28 protein-coding genes are annotated in these 26,332 nt (G+C 65.6%); 10 read left to right on the top strand and 18 right to left on the bottom strand.

Annotation, left to right across the window (positions count from 1 at the left end; all coding sequences use genetic code 11):
• Window positions 1-33: 33 nt before the first annotated feature.
• From NYR58_RS11175 to cysS, 6 genes are all read right to left on the bottom strand, one after another.
• A complete protein-coding gene (locus NYR58_RS11175; protein ID WP_261520773.1) occupies window positions 34-1,914 on the bottom strand; it encodes an ABCB family ABC transporter ATP-binding protein/permease in 1,881 nt (626 codons plus the stop codon).
• Entirely contained in the window at window positions 1,911-2,288 is a 378-nt protein-coding gene (locus NYR58_RS11170) for an ArsR/SmtB family transcription factor (protein WP_261520772.1), read from the bottom strand. The genes NYR58_RS11175 and NYR58_RS11170 overlap by 4 nt, the downstream gene beginning before the upstream one ends.
• A 103-nt stretch (window positions 2,289-2,391) precedes the next feature.
• Window positions 2,392-4,173, bottom strand: coding sequence for a LysM peptidoglycan-binding domain-containing protein (locus NYR58_RS11165; protein ID WP_261520767.1), 1,782 nt, complete (start codon window positions 4,171-4,173; stop codon window positions 2,392-2,394).
• Window positions 4,174-4,336: 163 nt separating this feature from the next.
• Window positions 4,337-5,284, bottom strand: coding sequence for an EamA family transporter RarD (gene rarD, locus NYR58_RS11160; protein WP_261520766.1), 948 nt, complete (start codon window positions 5,282-5,284; stop codon window positions 4,337-4,339).
• Window positions 5,285-5,293: 9 nt separating this feature from the next.
• Entirely contained in the window at window positions 5,294-6,907 is a 1,614-nt protein-coding gene (cimA, locus tag NYR58_RS11155; protein ID WP_261520765.1) for a citramalate synthase, read from the bottom strand.
• A 34-nt stretch (window positions 6,908-6,941) separates the two neighbouring features.
• Window positions 6,942-8,435 carry a cysteine--tRNA ligase gene (cysS, locus tag NYR58_RS11150; protein ID WP_261520764.1) on the bottom strand — a complete coding sequence of 498 codons (1,494 nt, stop codon included), beginning with the start codon at window positions 8,433-8,435 and terminating at the stop codon, window positions 6,942-6,944.
• Window positions 8,436-8,815: 380 nt separating this feature from the next.
• Between cysS and NYR58_RS11145 the strand changes: the two genes are divergently transcribed.
• On the top strand, window positions 8,816-9,001 hold the full coding sequence (locus NYR58_RS11145; RefSeq protein ID WP_261520763.1) for a hypothetical protein: 186 nt from the start codon (window positions 8,816-8,818) through the stop codon (window positions 8,999-9,001).
• Window positions 9,002-9,101: 100 nt separating this feature from the next.
• Here NYR58_RS11145 and NYR58_RS11140 read toward each other — a convergent pair whose 3' ends face one another.
• On the bottom strand, window positions 9,102-9,836 hold the full coding sequence (locus NYR58_RS11140; protein WP_261520762.1) for an SOS response-associated peptidase: 735 nt from the start codon (window positions 9,834-9,836) through the stop codon (window positions 9,102-9,104).
• An 83-nt stretch (window positions 9,837-9,919) separates the two neighbouring features.
• Between NYR58_RS11140 and NYR58_RS11135 the strand changes: the two genes are divergently transcribed.
• Window positions 9,920-10,324 (top strand): NUDIX hydrolase, encoded by a 405-nt coding sequence (locus NYR58_RS11135; RefSeq protein WP_261520761.1) that lies wholly within the window; start codon window positions 9,920-9,922, stop codon window positions 10,322-10,324.
• 46 nt (window positions 10,325-10,370) lie between these two features.
• Entirely contained in the window at window positions 10,371-10,742 is a 372-nt protein-coding gene (locus NYR58_RS11130) for a TIGR02301 family protein (protein ID WP_261520760.1), read from the top strand.
• Between the two features lie 129 nt (window positions 10,743-10,871).
• Here the strand turns inward: NYR58_RS11130 and NYR58_RS11125 are convergent, their stop codons facing one another.
• Window positions 10,872-11,300, bottom strand: coding sequence for a YybH family protein (locus tag NYR58_RS11125; RefSeq protein ID WP_261520756.1), 429 nt, complete (start codon window positions 11,298-11,300; stop codon window positions 10,872-10,874).
• Between the two features lie 188 nt (window positions 11,301-11,488).
• On the opposite strand from NYR58_RS11125, the gene NYR58_RS11120 reads away from it, so the two are divergent.
• The 5 genes from NYR58_RS11120 (at window position 11,489) to NYR58_RS11100 (ending at window position 14,506) form a co-directional block, all read left to right on the top strand.
• The gene (locus NYR58_RS11120; RefSeq protein WP_261520754.1) at window positions 11,489-11,746 is read left to right on the top strand and encodes a hypothetical protein; all 258 of its coding nucleotides are present in this window, start codon (window positions 11,489-11,491) and stop codon (window positions 11,744-11,746) included.
• Window positions 11,747-11,867: 121 nt separating this feature from the next.
• Window positions 11,868-12,518, top strand: a complete 651-nt coding sequence (locus NYR58_RS11115; RefSeq protein WP_261520751.1) for a hypothetical protein — start codon at window positions 11,868-11,870, stop codon at window positions 12,516-12,518.
• A 14-nt stretch (window positions 12,519-12,532) separates the two neighbouring features.
• A complete protein-coding gene (locus NYR58_RS11110) occupies window positions 12,533-12,970 on the top strand; it encodes a hypothetical protein (protein ID WP_261520749.1) in 438 nt (145 codons plus the stop codon).
• Between the two features lie 61 nt (window positions 12,971-13,031).
• Complete coding sequence (gene ygfZ / locus NYR58_RS11105; protein WP_261520748.1) at window positions 13,032-13,895, top strand: CAF17-like 4Fe-4S cluster assembly/insertion protein YgfZ; 864 nt, start codon at window positions 13,032-13,034, stop codon at window positions 13,893-13,895.
• On the top strand, window positions 13,895-14,506 hold the full coding sequence (locus NYR58_RS11100; protein WP_261520747.1) for an HD family hydrolase: 612 nt from the start codon (window positions 13,895-13,897) through the stop codon (window positions 14,504-14,506). Before ygfZ ends, NYR58_RS11100 begins: the two co-directional genes overlap by 1 nt.
• Window positions 14,507-14,515: 9 nt before the next feature.
• Here NYR58_RS11100 and NYR58_RS11095 read toward each other — a convergent pair whose 3' ends face one another.
• Both NYR58_RS11095 and NYR58_RS11090 read right to left on the bottom strand, forming a co-directional pair.
• Window positions 14,516-15,976 (bottom strand): RimK family protein, encoded by a 1,461-nt coding sequence (locus tag NYR58_RS11095; RefSeq protein WP_261520746.1) that lies wholly within the window; start codon window positions 15,974-15,976, stop codon window positions 14,516-14,518.
• Window positions 15,973-16,440 (bottom strand): GNAT family N-acetyltransferase, encoded by a 468-nt coding sequence (locus NYR58_RS11090; protein ID WP_261520744.1) that lies wholly within the window; start codon window positions 16,438-16,440, stop codon window positions 15,973-15,975. Before NYR58_RS11090 ends, NYR58_RS11095 begins: the two co-directional genes overlap by 4 nt.
• 283 nt (window positions 16,441-16,723) lie before the next feature.
• Here NYR58_RS11090 and NYR58_RS11085 point away from each other — a divergent pair, with 283 nt between their 5' ends.
• On the top strand, window positions 16,724-17,584 hold the full coding sequence (locus NYR58_RS11085) for a mechanosensitive ion channel family protein (protein WP_261520742.1): 861 nt from the start codon (window positions 16,724-16,726) through the stop codon (window positions 17,582-17,584).
• A gap of 196 nt (window positions 17,585-17,780) precedes the next feature.
• Window positions 17,781-19,019: an MFS transporter gene (locus NYR58_RS11080; protein ID WP_261520739.1), complete on the top strand. Its 1,239-nt coding sequence runs from the start codon at window positions 17,781-17,783 to the stop codon at window positions 19,017-19,019.
• A gap of 5 nt (window positions 19,020-19,024) precedes the next feature.
• Here the strand turns inward: NYR58_RS11080 and recO are convergent, their stop codons facing one another.
• From recO to rpoZ, 8 genes are all read right to left on the bottom strand, one after another.
• Entirely contained in the window at window positions 19,025-19,765 is a 741-nt protein-coding gene (recO, locus tag NYR58_RS11075) for a DNA repair protein RecO (RefSeq protein ID WP_261520738.1), read from the bottom strand.
• Between the two features lie 116 nt (window positions 19,766-19,881).
• Complete coding sequence (gene era, locus NYR58_RS11070) at window positions 19,882-20,802, bottom strand: GTPase Era (protein WP_261520737.1); 921 nt, start codon at window positions 20,800-20,802, stop codon at window positions 19,882-19,884.
• Window positions 20,799-21,512 (bottom strand): ribonuclease III, encoded by a 714-nt coding sequence (gene rnc / locus NYR58_RS11065; RefSeq protein ID WP_261520735.1) that lies wholly within the window; start codon window positions 21,510-21,512, stop codon window positions 20,799-20,801. Before rnc ends, era begins: the two co-directional genes overlap by 4 nt.
• Window positions 21,513-21,521: 9 nt before the next feature.
• The gene (lepB, locus tag NYR58_RS11060) at window positions 21,522-22,271 is read right to left on the bottom strand and encodes a signal peptidase I (protein ID WP_261520733.1); all 750 of its coding nucleotides are present in this window, start codon (window positions 22,269-22,271) and stop codon (window positions 21,522-21,524) included.
• Window positions 22,272-22,388: 117 nt separating this feature from the next.
• On the bottom strand, window positions 22,389-22,790 hold the full coding sequence (gene acpS, locus NYR58_RS11055) for a holo-ACP synthase (RefSeq protein ID WP_261520732.1): 402 nt from the start codon (window positions 22,788-22,790) through the stop codon (window positions 22,389-22,391).
• A gap of 6 nt (window positions 22,791-22,796) precedes the next feature.
• Window positions 22,797-23,387, bottom strand: a complete 591-nt coding sequence (locus NYR58_RS11050) for a DUF2062 domain-containing protein (protein ID WP_261520730.1) — start codon at window positions 23,385-23,387, stop codon at window positions 22,797-22,799.
• Window positions 23,388-23,544: 157 nt separating this feature from the next.
• Window positions 23,545-25,788, bottom strand: coding sequence for a RelA/SpoT family protein (locus tag NYR58_RS11045; protein WP_261520728.1), 2,244 nt, complete (start codon window positions 25,786-25,788; stop codon window positions 23,545-23,547).
• Window positions 25,789-25,909: 121 nt separating this feature from the next.
• The gene (rpoZ, locus tag NYR58_RS11040; RefSeq protein WP_261520726.1) at window positions 25,910-26,305 is read right to left on the bottom strand and encodes a DNA-directed RNA polymerase subunit omega; all 396 of its coding nucleotides are present in this window, start codon (window positions 26,303-26,305) and stop codon (window positions 25,910-25,912) included.
• Window positions 26,306-26,332 lie beyond the last annotated feature (27 nt).

Below are 26,332 nucleotides of genomic sequence, written 5' to 3'. Positions count from 1 at the left end.
CGGGCCGAAACGGGCGTGGAAGATCGAGGGCTTCTAATAGCTCGGCACCTTGCGCACCACCACGCCCATCTCGTCCTGCTCGCGGGCGCGGCGCAGCCGTTCTTCCGCCTCGGTCGCCTCGCGCTGGCGGTTCCACATGTCGGCATAAAGGCCACCAGCGGCGAGAAGCGCGCCATGCGTGCCGCGCTCTGCGATGCGACCGTCGCGCAGAACGATGATTTCGTCGGCACCGATCACGGTGGAAAGCCGGTGGGCGATGACCAGGGTCGTGCGCCCGCGGCTCACCTGGTCGAGCGCGGCCTGGATTTCCTGCTCGGTGTGCGTGTCGAGCGCGGAGGTTGCCTCGTCGAGGATGAGGATGGGCGGCGCTTTCAGAATGGTGCGGGCGATCGCCACTCGCTGCTTCTCGCCGCCGGAAAGTTTCAGGCCGCGCTCTCCCACCACCGTGTCGTAGCCCTGCGGCAGGCTTTCGATGAAATCGGCAATCTGCGCGAGTTCGGCGGCACGGCGCACGTCCTCCTGCGAGGCATCGGGGCGGCCATAGCGGATGTTGTAGGCGATGGTGTCGTTGAACAGCACCGTATCCTGCGGCACCATGCCGATCGCCGCGCGCAGGCTCTCCTGCGTCACGTCGCGCACATCCTGACCATCAATCAGAATGGCGCCCTCCCGCACATCATAAAAGCGGAACAGAAGGCGCGAGATGGTGGATTTCCCCGCGCCCGAAGGGCCGACCACGGCTACCGTCCGGCCGGCAGGGATGTCGAAGGTGACGCCCTTGAGGATCGGGCGGTCCGTCTCATAGGCAAAGACCACGTTGTCGAAGCGCACATGACCCTGGGTCACCTTCAGGGGCTTCGCTCCCGGCCGATCCGTTACCTCCGGCGCCACATCGAGCAGATCGAACATCTGCTCGATGTCGGTGATGGCCTGGCGGATCTCGCGATAGACGAAGCCGATGAAGTTGAGCGGGATCGAGAGCTGCATCAGCATGGCGTTGATGAAAACGAAATCGCCCACCGTCTGGGTGCCGCGCATCACCTCCCATGCAGAAAGCCCCATGGCCGCCGTCATGCCGAGACCGAAGATGACCCCCTGACCGAAATTGAGCCAGCCCAGCGAGGTCCAGGTGCGGGTGGCGGCGTCCTCGTAGCGGGCCATCGAACGGTCGAAGCGGGCGGCCTCCATCGCCTCGTTGTTGAAATATTTCACCGTCTCGAAATTGAGCAGCGAATCGATGGCCTTGGTGTTGGCGTCGGTGTCCGAGTCGTTCATCTGCCGGCGGATGGCGATGCGCCAGTCGCTCGCCTTGACCGTGAACCAGGTGTAGAGCCAGACGGTGACGGCGAGGATGGCCACATATGCCCAGCCATAGGCGACGGCGAAGATGACCGCGGAAAGCGCAAATTCCAGGAGGGTGGGCACCGTGTTCAGGATGGTGAAACGCACGATGGTGTCGATGCCCTTGGTGCCGCGCTCGATGATGCGCGACAGCCCGCCGGTGCGCCGCTCCAGATGGAACCGCAGGGAAAGGGAATGCATGTGCACGAAGGTGCGGCGGGCGAGCTCGCGCACCGCGTGCTGGCCGACACTGGCAAACAGCGCGTCGCGAAGCTGGTTGAAGCCGAGTTGGACGATGCGCACCAGATTGTAGGCCACCACCAGCATCAGGGGGCCGGCGAGAATGGCCGGAACATAGGCAGGAGGCGCGCCCTCGCCCGAAAGCACATCCGTCGCCCATTTGTAGAAGTAGGGCACGAGGACGAGAACGATCTTCGCCGCCACCAGAAAGGCCGTGGCCATGGCCACACGCAGTTTCAGGTCCGGCCGCGCGGAGGGCCACATATAGGGCCACAGATTGACGAGCGTGCGCAGCGTGGCGCCGGACTCGGTGGAAACGGTCTTGCGGGTCAATGGTCGCCTCGGCACATTTCACGCCCCTGCTCATCCGCGCGGACGGCGCACTCGGTGGCCAGGGCGCCGACGGCCTCGCAGAGCGTACGCAGGGCGGCGACGTCCACCGCATAGCGGGAGCGCTGGCCTTGCGGACTCATGCGCACAAGGCCAGCGTCCAGAAGGACCTTCAGATGCTGCGAGACGGTGGACTGGGCAAGATTGAGCCGCTGGACGACATCCTTGCAGCAGCAATAGTCGACGCCGGCCAGATAACGCAGGATCTCCACGCGGGCGGGATGCGCCAAGGCGGCAAGACCACGGGAAAACGCATCCGGGGCACCACAGGACGGTGCGGAAGCATGTGGAGCGGCGCTGGCGGACAGGGATTTCATCGTTCATCGCCGATAGACGATGAACGATGAAATTGCAAATGGAAAAACCTTCCGGCAGATACTCCTCAAGGGCCGACGACCGGCCTTCTCTCCTCCGGCGGGATTACTCTGCGCCGCGCGTCACGGCTTCCGGCGGCACGACCCTTTCTCCAAGCGCGCCGAAATCGGCTCTCTCTCCTTCCCGGGTCTCGCCCGGCAGCGTGAAGATCTGGCCGGGCCAGATGAGATCGGGATCGCGGATCTGATCCTGATTCGCGAGATAGATGGTGGTGTAGCGGATGCCGCGCCCATAGACACGGCGGGAAATGTGCCAAAGCGTATCGCCGCGGCGGATGATGACCGCGCCCTGCGCTGTTTCGAGGGCCGGCGCAAGCGCCGTGTCGCCCAGATCCGGCAGGGTGATGTCGCCAGACGCCGCCGCATTCCCGTCCTCACGCGCCGCGGCGGTACCTTCCGCCACACCGCCGTCTTCCCCCGAGGGCTGGCGCTCGCCGTCTTCCTGTCGTGCATCGGTGGGCACGGACTGCGCACGGGCATTGTCCACGGATGACGCTTCGCCGCGCTGATCGGGCGCCACGGCAGCCACCTGCTCGCCGGCCGGACGCTGGAAGGGGACGGCGGCGCGAGCGATCACCTTGCCGGAGCGGTCCAGAACATCGGCGCGGATGATGTAGTCGCCCACCGGCAGATCGCGCTCGGTTTCGACCAGAAAGCGGCCCTGCGAACTTACCGTGGCCTGGCCAAGCAGGATGTCGTTGGCGTAGACGCGCACGCGCCGGCCGGGCTCTGCCCTGCCCGCCACGAACACCTCGCGCCCGTCGATCTCAACCGCCTCGATGAAGGGCGAAGCAGCGTTTCCGGGTACTCGGCCGGCATCGCGGGTCCGCCGCTCCTCGGAAGCCACGGATGGCGGCTGCCCGCCGGCTGCGCCGGCACCCTCGGACCGGGCGGCGGCCGGCTCGTCCCGTGCTTCGGCCATGGCGCCTGCCGTGCCAGACGCATCGCTCGTGGGCGATGCATCGTCCTGCGCGTTTTCTTCGCCGGTCCCGCCGGCACCGGCCTGCTGCCGGGGAGCGGCGGGCGCACTTTCCCCGGCCGCCTGTTTCCCGGAACCGTCGGCATGGCCGCGGCCGGCATCCTCACCGGCCATTGTGTCCGATTCGCCTTGCGGGAGAGCCTCTTGCGTACCGCGCGCCCCTTGGCCTGCATCCGCCGCCGGCGGCTTGCGGCTGGCGTCGCCGCCCTGCGGCTGCCGGGCGGGCGGCACGGTGATGAGGCGGCTCGGCTCGCCCGGCTGCTGAACGAGCGCCACGACGTCGCCGCTCTTACCGGAGGGGATCGACACGATCGCCGTCTCTACCGAGGTGGCAGCCAGATTTTCCTGATTGGTGGAGCGCAACACGATGTTGTGCTCGCCAGGCTTCAACGCGCGGTCGAGCACGGCGGCAAAATCGCCATGCGGCCCTGCCTGGGTGGTGGCAAGAACCGACGAACCGCGCAGGATTTCCACCTGCGCGCCCGGTGCGGCCCTGCCGGCGACGACCATGGAACCGTCCGGCTCGACACGCAGAAGATCGAAGGCGGGCACAACCACTTCGGGCTGCGTCCCGGCACCTTGCGCTTCCTCCACGGTTTCCTGCGCTTCGCTCGAAGCGGTCTCCGCTTCCTCTCCCGCGGGCTGCGCATCGCCGGATTCGGCCAGCGGCCTGGCGGTCTTTGCCGTGCTTTCCGCCGGGGCTGCCGGCGCGGCTTCATGCCGTGCTGCCGCCTCTTCAGGCTGCCGCTCGACCGCCGGATCGAATACGCCGGCAAAATATGCCGCCCCGAGGCCGAAAATCACCATTCCGGCGAGGAAGAGCAATATCTTACGGGCAGTATTCGCCATCAATTCAGATCCCTAAGCCCAGTTAATGCGGTCTATCCTGTTTTCACGGGGGCGACAAGAAAAAGCCCATCGTCATCAACCGCGCGAAAGCCTTCGGCAGCCTTTTTGCGGGCTGGCGTCCGTTTCCTTCCAATATGGGGCCGCAGCGCGCGAAAAGTATCCCCTATTCGCCCGGAGAAGCGGCCGGCGCCCCGCGCCTCTGGCGCAACTGCCCCCTGATCATCGGCCAGGTGTATATGACGAGCGCGGTCCAGATGAGCACGAAGGCAAGGGCGCGCACGCCGCCGAAGGGCTCCTTGAAGGCAAAGACCGCAATGAGAAAGATCATGGTCGGCGCGATATACTGCATGATGCCAATGGTGGAATAGCGCAGGAGCTTGGCACCGAAGGCATAAAACAGCAGCGGCACCGCCGTGACCGGCCCGCAGGCCAGAAGCAGCCACAGATCCGCCGGGCGGGACGGCAGGAAATGGCCCTGCCCGGTCCACTGCAGCCAGGCGATATAGAGGGCGGCGGGAATGCTGAGGATCAGCACCTCCAGGAAAAAGCCCTGGCTGGGGCCGATGGGCAGCGTCTTGCGCAGGAAGCCGTAGGTGGCGAAGGAGAACGCAAGCACCAGCGACACCCAGGGCAGCCCGCCCGCATTGACCGTGAGGATGACGACGGCGAGAGCGGCAAGCCCCACCGCCACCACCTGCAACACCCCCAGCTTCTCGCGCAAGAGAACCGCGGCCATGGCGATGGAGACCAGAGGATTGATGTAGTAGCCGAGCGCCGTCTCCACGGCGCGGCCCGCCGCGATGGCCCACACATAGACGCCCCAGTTGACCGTGATGCAGGCCGCCGTCAACGCGGCCATGGCCAGCATGCGCGGCGTGCGCAGCGCCAGCCGGAAGTCGGCGGTGCGGCGCAGCACGAGCAGAACCGCACCGGCGATCGGCACCGACCAGACGACACGATGCGCCACCACCTCCGCGGAAGGGATGTGCGCCACCGCCTTCATGAAAATGGGCAACAGGCCCCACAGAAGATAGGCGGTCAGGGCAAAGAGGAAGCCGCGCGTCGACTCGTCGTCGCCTGCTGCCGGCGTCTGCGTGACAGGGTCTGCCATGGGAGTATCCTACTCGGCCGCCAGGCCAGCCCCCTCGCGGTTTCTCACCAGCTTGAAGACAATGGAATCCATCAGCGCCTGGAAGGAGGCATCTATGATATTGTCCGAAACGCCGACCGTCCACCAGCGCTGGCCCGTCGAATCCTGCGATTCGATGAGCACGCGCGTCACCGCCTCCGTGCCGCCGTTCAGAATGCGCACCTTGTAGTCGGCGAGCGACAGGTCGGCAATCTCTTCCTGGTACTTGCCTAGATCCTTTCTCAAGGCGATGTCGAGGGCGTTCACAGGACCGTGCCCTTCGGCCACCGACAGGCGGGTCTCGCCGTCGATGGTCACGCGCACGACGGCCTCCGAAACGGTCTTCAGCCTTCCCCTGGCATCGAAGCGGCGCTCGACCATGCAGCGGAAGCTGTCTACCTTGAAGAACTCGGGCACGCGGCCAAGGGTGCGGCGCGCCAACAGCTCGAAGCTCGCGTCCGCGCCTTCATAGGCATAGCCCTGTGCCTCGCGCTCCTTCACCAGCGCAATGAGCGTGTCGAGGCGCGGATCGGCCTTGTCCACCGCGATACCGCGCCGCCTCAGCTCGGCAATGAAGTTCGACCTGCCGCCCTGGTCCGACACCATGACGCGGCGCGCATTGCCGACGGCCTCCGGCGGCACATGCTCATAGGTCTCCGGTGCCTTCAGGATGGCCGATGCGTGAATGCCCGCCTTGGTGGCGAAGGCAGAGGCGCCGACATAGGGCGCCTGAGGATCGGGAGCGCGGTTCAGGAGCTCGTCGAAGGCGTGGGAGAGGCGGGTGATGTCCTGCAGCGCCTGGCGCGAGATGCCGGTCTCGAAGCGCCGGGCGTAGAAGGGCTTGAGCATCAGGGTAGGAATGAGCGTGACGAGATTGGCGTTGCCGCAGCGCTCACCGATGCCGTTCAGCGTGCCCTGCACCTGACGCGCGCCGGCCTCCACCGCCGCCAGCGTGTTGGCCACTGCCTGGCCGGTGTCGTCATGGGCGTGAATGCCCAGGCGGTCGCCGGGAATGCCGGCGTCGATCACCTCGGAGACGATCCTGCGGACCTCGTCGGGCTGCGAGCCGCCATTCGTGTCGCACAGCACGACCCAGCGGCTTCCCGCCTCGAACGCGGTTCTGGCGCACGCCAGCGCATAGGCCGGATTGGCCTTGTAACCGTCGAAGAAATGCTCGCAATCGACCATGGCCTCCTTGCCGGCAGCGCGGGCCGCCTCGACCGAGGCACGGATCGACTCCAGGTTCTCTTCGTTGGAGCAACCCAGCGCCAGGCGCACGTGGAAATCCCAGCTCTTGGCGACAAAGCAGACGGCGTCGCCCGCGGCCTGCAGAAGTGCGGCAAGGCCGGGATCGTTGGACACGGACACGCCCGCCCGCTTGGTCATGCCGAAAGCGACGAAGGCGGATTGCCGCGTGCGCTTCTCGGCGAAGAAGGCCGTATCGGTGGGATTGGCGCCCGGATAGCCACCCTCCACGTAGTCCATGCCGAACGCATCCAGCATGGACGCGATGGCGATCTTGTCCTCAAGCGAGAAGTCGATGCCCGGCGTCTGCTGCCCGTCGCGCAGCGTGGTGTCGAACAGATAGATGCGTTCCCTTTTCATGCCAGCACCGCCAAAGCCTGCGCCCTTCCCCCGGTCACGGCCTCGTCTCCCACCGTGTCCTGCGCTCTCCCGTCTCCGGGTCCTTGTAGTCCATGAGCTGGATGCCCTTGTCGAGAAGCTCGGCGCGGATGCGATCGGCCTGCGCGAAATTCTTCTCGCGGATAAAGGCAAGGCGCGCGGCGATCTTTTCTTCCACCGCCGCGGCATCGACATCGGCACGTGCCGCCTTGGCGGAAAACCATTCCCCGGCCGTCCGCCCCAGAAGCCCCATGAGGGCGGCGCTTGCCTTGAGGCTCGCCCTCGCCCCCTCGCTGCCCTTCGCGGCCTGGGCGCGCAGCTCGTGCAGGGCGGCAATGGCGCCGGTGGTGTTGAGGTCGTCGAGAAGCGCGCCCCTTGTGTCGGCGCAGATCATGCCCGCTTCGGAGACATCGCCCACCGCGCGATACCAGCCGTCGAGCACGGCCTCCGCCTCCTCCAGCTTGCGCTGGGAGAAGTCGATGGGTTCGCGATAATGGGTCATCAGCATGGCAAGCCGCAAAACCTCGCCCGGCCATTGGCGGCCGCCGAAGGTGTCGGTGTGCAGGAGGTCGTGAATCGTGACGAAATTGCCCTCCGACTTCGCCATCTTGCGGCCTTCCACCTGCAGGAAGCCGTTGTGCATCCAGTAATTGGCCATGGCCTGCGTGCCATGGGCACAGCGCGACTGGGCAATCTCGTTCTCGTGATGCGGAAAGATGAGGTCGAGCCCGCCGCCGTGAATGTCGAAGGTCTCTCCCAGAAAGGCCGCCGACATGGCCGAGCATTCGATATGCCAGCCGGGACGGCCGCGGATCGTCATCGGCCGGCCGTCGATGGTGAAGGTCGCCTGCCAGCCGGGCTCCCGATCAGACGACTCCTTCCACAGGACGAAGTCCGCCGGGTTCTTCTTGTGGGCCTCGACGGCCACGCGGGCGCCGGCCTTCAGATCCTCCGGGCGACGGCGCGAAAGGCTGCCATAATCGGACATGGAGGCGGTGTCGAACAGGATTTCGCCTTTTGCCGCATAGGCATGGCCGCGATCGATGAGGCGCTGAATCAGCTTCACCATATCGGTACGCCCGTCGGGCCTCGGCAGCACGAACTCCGTCGCCCGCGGCTCCACCGTGGGCGGAAGGCAGCCGAGCGCGGCCACGTCGGCGTGGAACTGGCGGGCCGTCCTCTCCGTGACGCGGCGGATCGCCTCGTTCAAGGTGAGCGCGCCGGCCTCGATCTGCGCACCGAAGTCGCGCAGGGCGCGGGCGTTGATCTTGTCGTCGACGTCGGTGATGTTGCGCACATAGGTGACGTGATCCTCGCCATAGAGATGGCGCAGCAGACGGAACAACACGTCGAAGACGATCACCGGTCGCGCGTTGCCGATATGGGCGAAATCGTAGACGGTGGGGCCGCACACATAGACGCGCACATTCGTCGCGTCGATGGGAACGAAGTCCTCCTTCTTCCGCGTCAGCGTGTTGTAGACCCGCAGTCCCTTGAACCCGTCAGACATCCTTCGTCCCGTCTCCCGAACACACAAACAGGCCTGCCGCTGTGGCACGCCGGTCGCCTCGGCCGGCTGGCCAGGGCGTTTTTCGTTGGAAGAAGAGAGGGCGAAAACGACCGGACCAGCGAGAGGCGCTAGCCGATAATGCAAATGCCGATAATGGCGAACCGCGTTTTCATGGGCGTCCTTATCGCCCCGACGCGCGCCCGCGTCAAGCACCCAGAATCGACCGGCCGCGAGACGTGAAGGAAGCGTTAAGCCTGATGGTGCAATTTTATGGAGCGGCCACATGCGTTAGGGTGTCCGGGGAAACCAGGACATGAATTTGTCGGAATCGGCACCCAGATGCTCGACCGGGAAGGAACAGCATAATCCAGGCAAGAACCATGGCCCTACACGACGCCAGGCAAGACAAGGCCCAGCCCCGGCAACAGCCCGGCAAGAAGGCGCAGCTCGTCGACGAATACCGCAAGGTCGGCCCCGCTGCGATCAACGCCGCGCTGCTGTGCAAGGGCAAGGCAAAGCGCAAGGACGAGCCCAAGCGCCCGTATCAGGTGCGCGAAGAGATCTAGCCTCGGGACGGCCCGGACCCGGAGCCGCGGAGGTGACTTTGCACTCGCGACCCGTGGCTGGTGCCCGTGGAGCAGAAGGCATGCCGGCAACGAAGGCCCGTCACAGGAGCCGGAGCTGCCCTGTTGCGTTCTCCCTCGGGGCCTGAGTGGCAGGCTCCTGCAGTTCGGGCCCGGCATTGGCCACCTTGTTGACCCTGTCGGAGACCGGAACGGCCTCGAAAAATCCCTCTTCCACCGGCGCGAGCAGATCGGCCACATCGCGCGGTTCGAAGCGCACGCAATCGAGCCAGCGGGAATAATGCTCGCTGCGAATCACCACCGGCATGCGGTGGTGGATGTCGGCAAGGTCGGGGCTGGCGGCGGTGGTGAGGATAGCGCCCGTATCGATCTCGCTGCCCTCGGGCTGCGAATAGGTTTCCATGAGGCCGGCAAAGGCGATCGGTCCGCCTTGGCGCGGGCGCACCCAGAAAGGCTGGGAGCGGCCGGCGCTGCCGCGCCGCCACTCATAGAAACCGCTGGCCGGCACGAGGGTGCGGCGGTGGCGCATCGCCGCGCGGAAGGTGGCCTTCTGTGCCGCGGTCTCCGACCTGGCGTTGATCAGCAGCGGCATATCCCTGGGATCCTTCGCCCAGGAGGGAATGAAGCCCCAGCGCACCAGCGTCGCCCGGGCCGCGGGCCGGTTGGAGCCAGGCGAGCGGGGCACGTCGCCCACGACCATCAGGATGGGCTGGGTGGGCGCGATATTGTAGCGCGGCGGAAAATCCTCGATCTCCGCAAGACCCAGTTCCGCTGCCACATCGGCGGGGCCGGCCGTCAGCGCGAAACGTCCACACATTCCTTCGTCTTCCCCCATGCAGCGGCGACGTTGCCACGCCGCGAACCACGGCTAAGGTAAAGGGACACGCAGGGGATGCAACGATGGACGAGCAGCCTATCCACGCTGTTTCCGTGGCGGCCATGCAGGAGGAGCGCTTTCTGCTGATCCGGCGCGCGCGGGCGCCGGCGCGCGGGCAGTTCGCCTTCCCCGGCGGGCGGGTGGAGAGGGGCGAAAGCGACGAGGCGGCCGCCCTGCGCGAGCTGCGCGAGGAGACGGGCCTTGCCGCCGAGGAGATCATCCCCCTCTGCGAGATGACCGTCGAGGGGGACAACGGGCGCTGCTACCGCTTGAAGGTCTATCGGGCGCATCGCGTTCACGGCCGGGCGGTGGCCGCCGACGACGCCGACCATGCCGGCTGGTACACGATCGAGGAGATGCGCGCCCTGCCCGTCACCGCAAGCACCCTCGCGGTTGCCGAGAAAATGGCAGCCCGCCTCCGCAAATAGCAATTCCCGACTTGCATCGGCGCCGTTTCGCGGCGAGAAATGAGGCATGAGGCCCTTGTTCCGCCTGCTTGTCGCTGCCACCCTCCTGCTGGCCGCCAGCACCACGGGGCGGGCCGTCGATGCACCCTATGACGCGCAGCTCATGCGGCTGGCGGAAATTCTGGGCTCGCTCCACTATCTGCGCCACCTGTGCGGGGAGGAGGACGGTGGCTGGCGCGCACAGATGGAAGCCCTGCTGGAAGCGGAAACGCCCTCCGAGGAGCGACGGGAGAAGCTGGTGGCAAGCTTCAACCGCGGCTATCGCTCGTTCGCCGCCGTTTATGAGGACTGCACCGACTCGGCGCGGCAATCCATCGAGCGCTACATGAGGGAAGGCGAAGCGCTGACGCGCGATATCGTTCTGCGCTACGGCGGCTAGCGCATTTTGCAGCCAGTTGGAATCATCTGGCGTCGTACAAATGCGGCAAAACAACAAAGAGATGAACCGGTCTGGTGGTCCGACCGAAACAGATGGTACCCATCTGCCGGTATCGCACCACCAGCCCCGTCATTGCGGGTGGATGTGGGTGGTCTCGCGGCGGGCATCCATGTAGATTTCGGAGGCGATCTTCCAGCTTCCGTCGTCCTGGCGCACGATCACCTTGAGAGAGTGGTTGTGGCGTACCGGAAGCGTGCCGCCGTCAACCGTGCGCTGACCTTCGATCCGCGTGTGTATCTTTGCCGTCACCACATTCTCTGCCACGGGCCGCACCGCGACCTGCGGCTCGCCGACCAGCTCGCCATCGGAGAAATTCCGGTCCGCGAACAGCTCCTCCAGATACGCGACGATGCTGTCCCTGCCCTTCAGCATGCGGCCGAAGGCATTGGTCCAGTCCGCATCCCGCGTGTAGACGTCGCGCATCGCCTGCGCGTCACGCATGGCAAAGGCTTTCAATTGCGTTCTCAAAAGGGTCTCGATGGCCTTTTCGTCGCTCATGTCGTCCTTCCAGATCCGAACGGGCCTGCAGATGCCTAACACGGAGAACACGAAGGATGCAAAACCGCCTTTGTTTACCGGGTGTTAACCTCGATCGACGGTGTCCCCGCCCCGCCACATTCGCCATGCTATTGCTGTGCCAGGGACAATGCGCACGGCCGTGCCGGCGCAAGGGGTATGAGGTTGCCATGCATATGAGTGTTGCCGATATCGAGGCACAGATCGAGGAAGAGAAGCGCTCAACCAGCGCGGAATGCCACAGCGCGGCCTGGGCCGAGGGCCTGTGGGTCGGCATCGAGCCGCAGATCATCGCCGAGGCGGCGCTCGCCACGGCCCTGCGCGAACTCGGCAAGAAGGAGGACGAGACGACGCTTCTGGCGCTTCTGGAAGAGATGCACGCCCGCGTGCTGGCGGGAGAATTCCTTCCCGACCGCACGCGCCATTGAGATCGAGCCTGTCTTTGGGTATCCCTTCAGTGAGCCGGGTTTCAACGGCCGCTCATCCTCTCCGACGGGACAGACGCGCGAAGGTGGCCCGATGCGGATGTTATTGCGATCCACTCGCCATATGGCGGCAGCCGTCGCGGCGCTGGCCCTTGGCGGCCTGGCGACACAGGCGCTGGCCCTGAGCGATGCGCGCCCCGCATCGCCTCTTCCCATGGAGGCAGAGGTCGATGCCGCCCCGGCACCAGCACCCGAGGGCACGCCGGCGGGAGATGCCGCAAGGCCCGAGACCCGCCTCGACCAGCCGCTGCCCGAAGTGATCTACGACCTCGACCGCCTGCCCGAACCCGTGCGGCGCATGCACGGGCTCATCCTCGAAGCGGCGCGCAGCGGCGACCTGGAACGGCTGAGGCCGCTTCTGGGCACCGGGCAGCAGGCGACACAGATCACTCTCGGCGCGCTGCAGGGCGACCCGATCGACTTTCTGCGCGAGATCTCCGGCGATGCGGAGGGGCACGAAATCCTGGCCATCCTGCTCGAGGTCATGGAGGCGGGCTTCGTGCGCCTCGATCCCGACACATCGCGGGAGCGCTATGTCTGGCCCTATTTCTTCGCGCTGCCGCTGGAGGCGCTCACGCCGAGCCAGCGGGTCGAGCTTTTCACGCTCATCACCGCCGGCGACTATGAAGACATGAGAGACTTCGGTGCCTATATCTTCTATCGTGCGGCAATCACGCCGGAGGGGCACTGGCTGTTCTTTCTTGCCGGCGACTAGGAAGGAGAGGCAACATGCGCGATGCAACCATCCTCGCCCGTCCAGCAGGCATGCGCGAACATTCCGAGGCGCGTCAGGGCGGGCGGGCGCGGCTTCTGCGCCGTGTCGTCCTCTTCCAGGTAAAGCTCTTCGCCGACGGGATACGCGACGTGGTAATGAGCCCGCTCTCCCTGGTGGCCGGTGTGCTCGGTCTTTTTGCCAGCCGCAACCCAGAGGGCGCCTTCGAGCGGCTGATGCTGTTCGGCCGGCAGACGGACCGCTGGATCAACCTCTTCGACATCTACGGGACCGAGGAAGCCAGGCAACAGCCGACGCTCGACAAGGTCGCCGAGGATATCGAGGCCGCCATCCGGCGCGACTATGCCAATGGCGGGATGAGCGCCAGGAGCGCACAGACCATCTTGGCCCTCGCGCGGCAGTTGCGGGCACGGCGGGGGCGGCCTTGCCCATAGCCGCGGCGCCGCCTAACTAGACGGAAAGCCGAACCTCACCGGATTTGGGACCGCATCGTTCATGCCGACCGTTCAGATCGACGACCGCGCCGCCCTGCTGCTGAGCGGGCCGGACGCGGAATCGCTGCTGCAAAACGTGATCACCCCCGATCTCTCCGCCCTCGGCGAGGGGGAGGCGCGACCGGGAGCGCTGCTTTCTCCGCAAGGCAAGATCCTTTTCGATTTCCTTCTCATGCGCACGGGAGAGGGCGGCTTCCGCCTCGATTGCCGTGCCGGTGAAGCCCGGGACTTCCACAAGCGGATGATGCTCTACCGGCTGCGGGCGAAAGTGGATATTTCTCTTGAAGAACAATGTGTTGTCCATGCTTCATGGCAAAGCGATTCATCGGGTTCACAAACTGATTCAAGTGGCTTCGCCGATCGCCGTTTCCCTGCCGCGCTCGACGTGCGGCGCCATTACGGCGCTGCGCTGCGCGCCGATGCCGAAGTCCGGCAATGGCATTGCCTGCGGGTGGAGCACGGCGTGGCCGAGAGCGGCGACGACTATGCGCCGGGCGATGCCTTCCCCCACGACATCCTGTTTGACCAGAATGGCGGTGTGGGTCTGAGAAAGGGGTGCTTCGTGGGCCAGGAGGTGGTCTCGCGCATGCACCATCGCGGCACCGCGCGGCGGCGGCTCCTGATCGTGCGTGGCGAGGCTGCGCTGCCGGCCTCCGGCACACCGCTTTCCGCGGGCGGGCGGCCCCTCGGCACGCTCGGCACCGTGTGCGGCACGGCGGGCCTTGCCATCGTGCGCGTCGACCGGGCGGGCGAGGCATTGGCGGCGGGAGAGCCGGTGCTCGCCGGTACGGTGCCGGTAATGCTTTCCGTGCCCGCCTATGCCGGCTTCACGCTGCAAGGCGGCGGCGCGGCGGAGACGGCCTGATGGCGAAAGCCACGGCGCCGCGCGCCTGGCAGCGCATGCTTTCGGGCCGACGCCTCGACCTGCTGGACCCCTCCCCCCTCGACATCGAGATCACGGACATCGCCCACGGGCTGGCCCGCGTGGCACGCTGGAACGGGCAGACGGCCGGGGACCACGCCTTCTCCGTAGCCCAGCACTCGCTTCTGGTGGAGGAGATCTTCGGCCGGCTCGGCGGCCGGGTGTCGCCCGACCAGGCGATGACGGCCCTTCTGCACGATGCGCCGGAATATGTGATCGGCGACATGATCTCTCCCTTCAAGGCGGCGCTCGGCGATGGCTACAAGTCCGTGGAGAAGCGCCTGCAGCGCGCCATCCACCTGCGCTTTGCCCTGCCGCCGGAAGCGCCGGCCGCCCTTGTCAGGCAGATCAAGCGCGCCGACCGCATCGCCGCCTTCTTCGAGGCGACACGGCTTGCGGGCTTCGCCGAGACGGAGGCGGCGCGCTTCTTCGGCCGACCGCGCGGCTTCAACGCCGAGGCGCTGGATCTCGCCCCGCTTCCTGCGCGCCGGGCGCAGGAAGCCTTTCTCGCCCGGTATCGCGCCATCGAGGCGATGCGAGCCGGCGGCGGCTGAAAGGCGCCACTACCGCCCCTGACGCTCCAGCCGGTCGATGAACCATTGGGTCAGGCGCACCCACACCTCATCCTTCTCGCCCGCATCCTCGCAGCCATGGTCGAGATTGGGGTTGTCGTTGACCTCGATGACGTGAATGCCGTCGGGGGCCTCCTTTATGTCCACGCCATAAAGGCCGTTTCCGATACAGCGGGCGGCGCGCACGGCAATGTCCACCACCTCCGCCGGTGTCTGCTTCAATGTGAAGGAGCGGAAGCCGCCTTCGTCCGGCCTGCCGCGGCGCTCGTGATTGACGATCTGCCAGTGCTTCTTGGCCATCAGATACTGAACGGAGAAGAGCGGCTCGCCGCCGAGCACGCCGATCCGCCAGTCGAAGGCTGTGGGAAGGAACTTCTGGGCGATGAGAAGATCGGATTCCTCCAGCCAGCGCGTGGCCAGCGCCTTCAGCTCCGCCATGTTTTCTGCCTTCTTCACGCCGCGCGAAAAGGCGCTGTCCGGGATTTTCAGGACCACGGGAAAGCCCAGCCTGTCGGCGGCCGCCTCGAGATCCCCGGGGCCGGTAATCATCACCGTCGGGGGCACGGGCACGCCGTTGTGCAGCATCAACTCGTTGAGATAGACCTTGTTGGTGCAGCGGATCATCGACAACGGATCGTCGATCACCGGCATGCCCTCCTGCTGGGCGCGGCGGGCGAAGCGGTAGGTATGGTTGGAGATCGCCGTCGTCTCGCGAATGAAAAGCGCATCGTAGTTTGCCAGCTTGGCCAGGTCCCGGCGGGTGATCGGCTCCACCTCCACCCCCATCCTGCCGGCAACCCGTGCCCAATGCCGCAACGAGCCGACGGTCGAGGGCGGCAGCTCCTCTTGCGGGTCGATGAGCGTGGCAAAGCTGTAGCGCGCCGGCGCACGCGCCTTTGTGTCGCGCCATTGGCGGCTGGTATAGGTGTCGAGGCAGGCCACGAAACGGGCCTTCTGCTCCGCCTTCATGCGGGCAAGCGGCAGGAAGCCGATGCGGCGAATCTGCGCCCATTCCCCATCCTTGATCGCCACCTCCAGCGCCGGGGCGCGGAACCAGTCGAACAGCAGCCGGGCGAAACGGTCCCACGCCTGCGAGGGGCCGATGCCGAAAAAGACCGACACGGAGGCCGGCAGCGCGCCGCCCAGCGTCCTGCGGCACCGATTAAGCGCCTGTTCGAGCTCCGGCAGCGCGTTTTCGTAGAGCTTGCGGCCCGAAAGGTCGATCATGGTCTCCACGCTGGGGATGACGCGGTGTCCGCGCGAACTGGCGAGCAGCGAGGCATAGTAACCGCGGCTCTGATAGGCATAGCTGTTGGACAGGTTGATGATCTTCGGCCGTTGCCCGCGAAACAGCGCTGGATGGGCGAGGTAATCGCGGCTGGTGATGATCTTGTGCGGCGTTGCCGTCTGGTCAAGGTCGTTCTGTCTGCCCGTGAGAATGACCCAGGTCATGATTCCTTCCGCGTTTTCAGATGTTTCTCGAAGCGCAGCGCTGCCGCACCATCCGCATAGTAGCCGTTCCTGCGACCGATGGGCCGGAAACCGCAGCGTTCGTAAAGCGCGACGGCACGGGCGTTCTCCTCCCGCACTTCAAGGCGCAGAACGCGGCATCCGCGTGCCTCGGCCGTGGCTTCGGCCGCTGCGAGAAGGTGTCGGCCCAGGCCCTTGCCGGCCCGGCCGGGCGCAATGGCGATGGAATAAAGCCGCGCCACCCCGCTGCCCCTGCGGAACAGCGTGAGGGCATAGCCCCACACCGCCCCGTCCTCTCCCGCTGCCACGAGCAGACTTGCCCGGGATCCGTCGAGAAAGCGACGGAAGGAGCGGCGGGAAATGCGATCGGTCTCGAAAACCGTGTTCTCGATGAGAAGCAGCGCGTCGATGTCGCGCGGGTGCGCCGGACGAATGTCGGCAGGCATGGGCGTTTCGGTATATCCCCTAAGACAGTTTGCCCACTCATAGCATGGGTGCCGCCACCCGCCAGGGGGAAAAGCATGACCGGCCGTGCGCGCAATCTTTTGTTCACCAGTTTCGCCTAGCCCGGCCACAGGCCGAAATGCGACCGCACAGGGGATCGACACCGCGAACCGATGCCGCGCAGGCCCCGGGAAGGCATCGGAAACCACGTTCGCCCGGTTTGCTCGACCGGACATGTGCGGCCATGATCGACTTGTGTGCCATGGTTGAACGGAGATTTCTCACATGCCTCAGGAAACCACGCTCGTCCATTTGAGCGAGCTTGCCATCGACTACACGCTGTCGGTAGCGGGCGCGATCGTTCTCATTCTGGTTGGCCTTTTCGCCGCCGGCCTGCTGCAGCGATGGGTGGGCAATGCGCTGCGCCGCCTGCCCAATTTCGACGAGACGCTGGTGCGCTTTCTGTCCGGCTCTGTCCGCTATGCCGTGCTCGCCGTCGTGCTGGTGGCGGTGCTTGCCCAGTTCGGGGTGCAGACGGCCAGCATCGTCGCGGCATTGGGCGCGGTGGGCCTCGCCATCGGCCTGGCGCTCCAGGGAACGCTGCAGAACATCGCCGCGGGCATCATGCTCCTGGCGCTCAGGCCCTTCCGCGTCGGCGAATATATCGATGCCGGCGGCATTGCCGGCACCATCGAGGAGGTCGGCCTTTTCGCAACCGAGCTGAAGACCGCCGATGGCGTCTACATTCTGGCTCCCAACAGCGAATTGTGGAATCGTGCGATCACCAACTATTCGCGCAATGCGCTGCGGCGCAACGACCTGGCCATCGGCATCGGCTACAGTGACGACATCGCAATGGCGCGCAAGACCCTCCTGGATCTGGCACAGGCCGACGCGCGTGTGGTCTCCGTCCCGGAGCCCGTCACCTTCGTCGACCAGCTCGGCGACAGCGCGGTGGTTGTGACGCTGCGCTACTGGTCGGCCACCAACGATTTCTGGCAGACGCGCTTCGACTTGACCGAGGCCGCCAAGCGCGCCTTCGACGAGAAGGGCATCTCCATCCCCTTCCCGCAGCGCGACGTCCACTTCGTTCCCCAGGAAGCGCCGAAGACGCCGGCGAAAGCCTCGCGCCGTCGCGCGGCCTGACACGCGGCACCATTGACGGGCGGATGTCATGCACCCGCCCGTCATTACATCAAGATTGTTGAACAAAGTACCCCGATCTATTTGTTTGAATTATCCCGATAGCGGAGTCATCCTTCGTGCGACGGATCGTCGCCATTCCTGGCACGTTCCGGCACCGTGCAGCCCTGCTGTTTCTTCGCCACAGCGAGTGTTCACCATGGCCGAAACCACCCCTTCCCGCTCCGCCTCCCCCGCCTTTCCCTGGCTCATCATCATTTGCGGCTGCATCATCGCGGCGATGACCTTCGGCCCACGATCGGCCATGGGCTTCTTCCAGCTTCCGATGCTCGAGGAGAAGGGCTGGGACCGCACCACCTTCGGGCTGGCCATGGCCATTCAAAACCTTCTGTGGGGTGTGGGCCAGCCGGTGTTCGGGGCCATAGCGGACCGTTTCGGCACATGGCGCGTGCTGGCGCTGTCGGGGCTGCTCTATGCGGCGGGCCTCCTCCTCATGGCCACGGCCGACACGCCCTTCATGCTCCATGTCGGCGGCGGTGTGCTGGTGGGGCTCGGCGTGGCGGCGGGCTCCTTCTCCATCGTGCTGGCGGCGTTCGCCCGCAACGTGCCCGCAGAGAATCGCAGCCTCGTTTTCGGCATCGGCACGGCGGCCGGTTCGGCCGGCATGTTCCTCTTCGCGCCCATCAGCCAGGGACTGATCGACGCTTTCGGCTGGTCGGACACGCTGATCTACATGAGCGCCGCCATGCTCATCATTCCGGTTCTCGCCATTCCGCTGACCGGCAATGCCAGCAGCGCGAGGATAAGGCAGGTCGAGTTCGAGCAGTCGTTCGCAGCCGCCCTGCGCGAGGCGTTCGGCCATCGCAGCTTCGTGCTGCTCGTCTCCGGCTTTTTCGTCTGCGGCTTTCAGGTGGCCTTCATCACCGCGCATTTCCCAGCCTATATCGGCGATATCGGCATCGACGCGCGCTATGCGGTGATCGCGCTGGCGCTGATCGGCTTCTGCAACATCATCGGCTCGCTGGCTTCCGGCTTCATCGGCCAGCGCTATCCCAAGCAGATCTTTCTGGCGCTGATCTATATCGGGCGCTCCGTTGCCGTGACGGCCTTTCTGCTGCTGCCGCAGACGCCAACCAGCGTTGTCGTCTTCGCCATCGTGATGGGCCTGTTGTGGCTGTCGACGGTGCCGCCCACCAATGCGCTGGTCGCCGTCATGTTCGGGACGCGCTATCTGGGGATGCTGGGCGGCATCGTCTTCTTCTCCCACCAGGTGGGCTCCTTCCTGGGCGTGTGGCTCGGCGGCTATCTCTACGACCAGTTCGGCTCCTACGATCCGGTGTGGTGGCTGGGTGTGGCGCTCGGCATCTTCGCCGCCATCGTGCATTGGCCGATTGAGGAAAAGCCGGTCGACAGGCCGGCCATTGCGGCGGCGGAGTAGAAAGCCTACGGCGCAGCCTCCCCCAGGCCGCGGCTCAGCGCCGCGATGAAGCCCGATCGCGCCTCGGGTTCGGCGAGTCCGCGCGGCTCGTAGACGTGGCGGTGCAGGAAGAAGCCCGTAAGCGCGAAAGCCTGCTTAAGCGCTGCGGCATCGCACAGCGCTTCGGAGGGTGCGGTCAGGAAGGAAGGCAGCGGCAGAAGCCTGTCCTGCCAGGCGTCTCCTGCATCGCGGGTCACGGCCCGGCCCGTCTTGGGCGAGACATAGGCAAGCCCTTCGCGCCTTCCCGTCAGCGCGCAATGCGAAAGGTCGAGGCCGAAGCCCAGCTCTTCCAGGATGGCGAGCTCGAAACGGACCATCAGGCGCCCTGCGACCTCGGGCTCTTCGAGATGGGCAGACACGACGCCCAGCGTCTCGAAGAGACCCGGATGCGGGTCGCGCTCGGGCAGAAGCCGCAGGTGGGCAGCCAGCGTCTGGATGCCATAGACGGCAAGCGCGGAACCGAGCAGACGCGCGGCATTGAGCTCCAGCGGCTCCACCTGAAAGGTGCCGAGGTGCTCGTCGAGCCGTGCGCGCCAGACGAGCGCCACCCTGTTTCCCGCCTGAAGCACGGGTTGCAGGCGCCGCGAACGCCCGCCGCGCACCAGCCCCAGATGCCGCCCGTGGGCGGCCGTCATCGCTTCCAGTATGACGCTGGTCTCGCCGTGGCGGCGGCTGCCCAGGATGATCCCTTCGTCATGCCATTCCATGGGCGGCTTTTCTCCCTAGACCGGTTCATCGTTTCAATGAAACGCTGATCCGGTCTATCTATTTGTTTTGCCGCATTTGTGCGACGCCAGATGACTCCATCTGGCTGCAAAATGCCTTAGCCGGGAAATTCCAGCCCCATTTCCCGATAGCGCTCGGGGTCGTCCCCCCATTTCTCGCGCACCTTCACGAAAAGGAACAGGTGCACCTTCTTCTCCAGGATGGCTGCTAGCTCCTCGCGCGCAGCCTGGCCGATGGCGCGGATGGCGGCACCCTTGTGGCCGAGCACGATCTTCTTCTGGCTGTCGCGCTCGACAAAGATGACCTGTTCGATGCGCACCGAGCCGTCCTTGCGCTCCTCCCATTTCTCCGTCTCCACATGGGCGGCATAGGGCAGTTCCTGATGCAGACGCAGATAGAGCTTCTCGCGGGTGATCTCGGCAGCGAGCTGGCGCATGGGCAGATCCGAGATCTGATCCTCCGGGTAGTACCACGGCCCCTCGGGCAGGCGCGCGGCCAGATAATCCAGAATGTCCGCGCAGCCATCGCCATTGAGGGCGGAGACCATGAAGATGCGCTCGAAATCGGCGCGCCTGTTGGCCTCGTCCGCCAGCACGAGAAGCGCTTCCCGCTTCACGCGGTCGATCTTGTTGAGAATCAGAATCCGCGGCTGGCGCACCTCGGCCAGCTTGTCGAGGATCGCCTCCGGCTCGCCGCTGAAGCCGCGCTCGGCATCGACGATGAGGGCAACGATATCGGCATCGCGTGCTCCGCCCCAGGCGCTCGTCACCATCGCCCGGTCGAGGCGGCGGCGCGGGCGGAAGATGCCCGGCGTGTCGATGAAGACGATCTGCGTGCGGCCATGCATGGCGATGCCGCGCACCAGGCTGCGCGTCGTCTGCACCTTGTGGGTGACGATCGAGACCTTGGCGCCGACGAGCTGGTTGACCAGGGTCGACTTGCCTGCATTGGTGGCGCCGATCAGGGCCACGAAGCCAGAGCGGGTGGGCTCTTCGGGGGGCGGGGCAGACGTGTTCATGGGGCATTCTCCAACGCTTCCCATTGGCCCTCGCGCACCAGCACCTGCGTGGCGGCGGCCTGCTCGGCCTCGCGCTTGGAGCGGCCCGAGCCGCGGCCTTCCGCAAAGCCTGGAATGTGAACCGTCACGGTAAAGACGGGGGCATGGTCGGGGCCTTCACGCCCTTCGATCCGGTAGGCCGGGGTGGCGCCGCAGACCCGATGCGCCCATTCCTGAAGCGCCGTTTTGGGGTCGCTGCGCGCCGCCTCCGCCGCCCTGGCGCGCTCGCCCCAATGGGCGCGCACGAAGCGGCGGACGGTCGGCAAGCCGCCTTCGAGATAGAGGACGGCGATCAGTGCCTCCAAGACATCGGCGCGCATGTTGACCTGCTTGCGCGCGGCACGCGCGCGCTGGTCGCTGCCGGTGCGGATAAGCTCCGCCAGACCCAGCTCCTCGGTGATTGCGGCCAGCGTCTCGGCATTCACCAGCCCGTTGAGACGCACGGAAAGTTCGCCCTCCGGCGCATCGGGAAAGGTCTCGTAGAGCATCTCCGCAACCGCCAGCCCCAGCACCCGGTCACCCAGAAATTCCAGCCGTTGATAGTCGGCGCCGGTGCGCGCGCTCGAATGGGTGAACGCCTCATCCAGAAGTGCGGCATCGCGCAGGGCGATGCCGATCTTGCCTTCCACCGCCTCGGCCAGCCGCTCTCCCGTGGGGCGTTTCGGAGCCATGGCGCCTCTTCAGTCCACCCAGGTGAAGAGTCGCGAAAGACGAATCTCGCTGGGCCACTGCCAGATTTCCAGCGGACTGTGCCCGCCAGCTATGGAGAAGAAGATGATGTTGGCCCGGCCGACGAGGTTTTCCTCCGGCACGAAGCCCACGGTGAAGCGGCTGTCGGTGGAGTTGTCGCGGTTGTCGCCCATCATGAAATAGTGCCCCTCCGGCACGACGAACTCGCGCGTGTTGTCCCCCACCGAGTTGGACGACAGGTCCAGCGTCTCGTAGGAAACCCCGTTGGGCAGCGTCTCGCGATAGACGTCGACGGGCCGCGACATCTCCGTGATGTCAGGATCGTCGATCTGGCCGATCAGCTCGCGCCGAACAGGCGCGCCATTGATGTGGAGAACGCCGTCGCGCATCTGGATGCGGTCGCCCGGCAACCCCACCACCCGCTTGATGTAGTCAAGAGACGGATTGGGCGGAAACTTGAAGACCACCACATCGCCGCGCTCGGGCTGTCCGGCCCAGATGCGCCCCGAAAACAGCGGCGGCGAGAGGGGGAAGGAGTAGCGCGAATAGCCGTAGGCCCATTTGGTGACGAACAGATAGTCGCCCTCCAGAAGCGTCGGGCGCATTGAACCGGAAGGAATCGAGAAAGGCTGGAAAAAGAAGGTGCGGATGACGAGGGCAAGCAGCAGCGCCTGCACGATGACGCTGACGGTCTCTCCAAGCCCGCCTGATTTTTTCCTGGATCTGTCGGCCACGCTCATGTCGTCCTCGGTTTGCGCCGGGCCGAGGCTCGTGCCCGGCCCTTGTCGGCGCCTCGTCTTATCGGCTGGCGGCGCTCACGGCAATGCGCTTGCGCTTCAGTTTCATGTTGCCCGTTGTCACACATCCGGCACGGCCTCGATGATGACGAAAGCCTGGGCCAGGGGAAAGTCGTCGGTGATGGTGAGGTGGACGAGCGCCCGGTGGCCGGCCGGCACCATGGCCCGCAGCCGCGCCGCCGCGCCGCCGGTCAGCTCCATGGTCGGTTTGCCGCCCGGCAGGTTCACCACCCCCATGTCGCGCCAGAAGACACCGCGCGAAAGGCCGGTGCCGAGCGCCTTGGCGCACGCCTCCTTGGCGGCGAATCGCTTGGCATAGGAAGCCGCGCGTTCGCGCCTGCGGTCGGACTTGGCGCGTTCCACCTCGGTGAAGACGCGGCGCGTGAAGCGCTCGCCGTGCCGCTCCAGAGTCCTTTCGATGCGGCGGATGTCGATGAGGTCACTGCCGAGCCCGATAATCATGCTGCCCTATCCTGCCATGGCCTTGGCGCCGGACTGCGCCAGCGCCCGCCGGCGCGCCCGCTCCGCAAGGCGCCTGCGCCGCTGTTCCTGAAAGGCTGCCACCGTCCAGCGCGTGAGAACGTAGAAGATGAGCCCGGCGGCAATGCCGAGCGGCAGGGACCCGACGACCATGGGCTTGATGAAGGGTTCCCACAGCTTCGAGAACTCGAGCTTCCAGAGCAGATGGCCGATGTCCATCGGCCCGATGCTGCTTGGATGGCGGCCATAGAGGATGAGCTTGCCAAGCTCAAGGGTGGCGCCCCAGATGAAGGGAAAGGTGAGCGGATTGCCCACCGCGGTGCCGATGGCAGAGGCCACCAGATTGCCGCCGATCACCCAGGCGACCGCCGCCGCGATCACGAAGTGAAAGCCCAGAAAGGGCGTGAAGGAGGCGAAGGCGCCGGCGGCAATGCCCGCCGCGATGGCGTGCGGCGTGGCGCGCAGCCGCAGTGCCCGCTTCGCGAAATAGCGTGCCGAGCGCCAAAAGGAGCGCCGCGGCCACACCAGTGTCCTCACGCGCTCCCAGAAATCGGCGTTCTTTCTTCGTCTGAACAGCATTTCCCAATACCATCGGGCCCAAACGCCATGCCACCCGGACGCGAGCATAGCTGCTTCGCGTTAACGGGCGCTTCCGCGAGCCGGCAACCATCTCGGGTTCTATGTAATATCGCGCGCGGCAGGGCAACAGACGACGTGTCGCCCTTGATGCCTATCCCTATCCGTTGACACGGTGCACATCGCTCACGCAGGCCATCTCCTTGAGCTGGGAGATGAGGCGGTTGAGATGCTTCAGGTCCCACACTTCGAGATCGAAGATCATCTCGGTGAAGTCGGGTGCCGTGCGCGCCATGGAAAGCATATGAATGTTGGCATCGTTGGAGGCGATCACCTGGGCGATCTCGGCCAGCGAGCCGGGCTCGTTGATGGCGGTGACGGAAAGGCGGGCGGGGAAGCGCTCCTTCATGTTCTCGTCGATGTCCCAGCGCACGTCGATCCAGCGCTCGGGCTGATCGTCGAAGGCCGTCAGCGACGGTGACTGGATGGGATAGATCGTGATGCCAGAACCGGGCTGCAGGATGCCGACGATGCGGTCTCCGGGCACCGCGCCCTCCGGGGCGAAGCGCACCGGCAGATCGCCGGAAACGCCGCGGATGGGAAGCGCCGCATTGTCGCCGGCCTGCTCCTTGCCCTTGTCCTTGCGCCCCCTGCGCCCGGCACGCCCCGGGATCTGAAACAGCATGCCCGCGGCGTTGCGCAGGTTGAACCAGCCCTCCTCCCGCGCCGGCGGGTTCTGGGTCACGCGCTCGTCCTTGTAATCGGGGAAGACGGCGTGGACGACATCCTGGCTGGAAAGCTCGCCGCGGCCGACGGCTGCCAGCACGTCTTCCACGTCCTTGCGTGCCAGCCTGTGCAGGACGGGCTTGAGCATGTCACGGCTGAAGGTCTTGCCTGCCCTCTCGAAGGCGCGCTCCAGTATGCGGCTGCCAAGCCCAGAATATTGCTTGCGGATGGCATTTCGGGTGGCGCGGCGGATGGCCGAGCGCGCCTTGCCCGTCACCACCACCGATTCCCAGGCGGCCGGCGGCACCTGCGCCTTGGAGCGGATGATCTCCACCTCGTCGCCATTCTTGAGCTCGGTCATGAGGGGCATGATGCGACCATTGATCTTCGCACCCACGCAGGTATCGCCCACATCGGTATGGACGGCATAGGCGAAGTCGATCGGCGTTGCGCCGCGCGGCAGCGCGATCAGCCGCCCCTTGGGCGTGAAACAGAAGACCTGGTCCTGAAACAGCTCCAGCTTGGTGTTCTCGAGGAAGTCCTCGGGATTGTCGCCCTCCGACAACGCCTCGATTGTGTGGCGCAGCCACGCATAGGCTTTCGTGTCCTTGGAGATGCGGTGGGCGGGACCGTTGGGCTTGGAGCCGAAGTCCTTGTAGAGGGAATGGGCGGCCACGCCATACTCGGCCACGCGGTCCATCTCATTGGTGCGGATCTGCAGTTCGACGCGCTGGCGCGACGGCCCGACGATGGTGGTGTGGATGGAACGGTAGTCGTTCTGCTTTGGGGTCGAGATATAGTCCTTGAAGCGGCCGGGCACCATCGACCACGTGGTGTGGATGGCGCCCAGGGCCCGGTAGCAGTCCTCCACCGTGTCCACGATGACGCGAAAGCCGAAAATGTCGGAAAGCTGCTCGAAGGAGACCCCCTTCGTCTCCATCTTGCGGAAGACGGACCAGGGTTTCTTCTGCCGGCTCTTCACCGTGGCCCTGATCTCGTATTTCTCGAACAGATGCGCCAGCGCCTCCTCGATCTCCGAGATGACGCCGCGGTTGCGTTCCAGAAGGTCGGCAAGCCGCTCCGTGACGGTGTGGAAGGCTTCCGGGTTGATATAGCGGAAGGCGAGTTCCTCCAACTCCTCGCGCATGTCCTGCATGCCCATGCGCCCGGCCAGCGGCGCATAGATTTCCATCGTCTCTTCGGCGATCCGCAGCCGCTTGTGCGGCGGCACGTGGTCGAGCGTGCGCATGTTGTGCAGCCGGTCGGCCAGCTTGACCAGCAGGACGCGCACATCCTCCGAGATGGCCAGCAGCAGCTTGCGCAGATTTTCCGCCTGGGCGGCCTTTGTGGAGACCAGATCGAGCTTCTTGAGCTTGGTCAGCCCTTCGACCAGCCGGCCAATGTCCGGGCCGAACAGCTCGTCGATCTCGGCGCGCGTGGCCGTGGTGTCCTCGATCGTGTCGTGGAGGAGAGCGACCACGATGGTCGACTCGTCGAGATGCATGTCGGTGAGGATGGCCGCCACCTCCAGCGGATGCGAGAAGTACGGGTCGCCCGAGGCACGCTTCTGGTGGCCATGCTTCTGCATGGCATAGACATAGGCCTTGTTCAGAAGCGCCTCGTTGACGTCAGGCTTGTAGCGCTGCACGCGCTCCACAAGCTCGTACTGACGCATCATCGGGGCTTCTCCTCACACGCAAAAGATGCGCCGTGTGGGCCACACGGCGCATGTTGACAGGGACCGGCAGGATAGGCCCTCGCGAGCCGACGCAAAAGGGTGCGCGGCGCGCCGTGTGCGATCAGAAATCGTCGCTCTTCTCCGGCGGAACCAGCCCCTCGATGCCGGCAAGCAGCTCCTCCTCGCTCATGCGGTCGAAGGAGACCGAAGCCTCGTCCGGCGCATCGGCTTCCGGGGAATCGCCCGACTGGTCGGCGATGACGGGCAGGTCGGGCTCCGGTTCGTCCACTTCCACATGCTTCTGAAGCGAGTGGATGAGCGCTTCCTTCAGGTCGCCGGGCGACAGCGTCTCATCGGCGATCTCACGCAGAGCCACGACGGGATTCTTGTCGTTGTCGCGGTCGACGGTGATGGGCTCGCCTTGAGAAATCTGACGCGCCCGATGACCGGCCAGGAGCACGAGCTCGAAGCGATTCTCGACCTTGTCGATGCAGTCTTCAACGGTGACGCGGGCCATTGTCTGCCCCTTTCATGCACAAAACTT

Origin of the sequence: Chelativorans intermedius, from assembly GCF_025398255.1 — a bacterium.
Classification (GTDB): Bacteria; Pseudomonadota; Alphaproteobacteria; order Rhizobiales; family Rhizobiaceae; genus Chelativorans; species Chelativorans intermedius.
The sequence above is the reverse complement of the archived record's forward strand: the minus strand, read 5'-3'. Positions and strand labels throughout refer to the sequence as shown.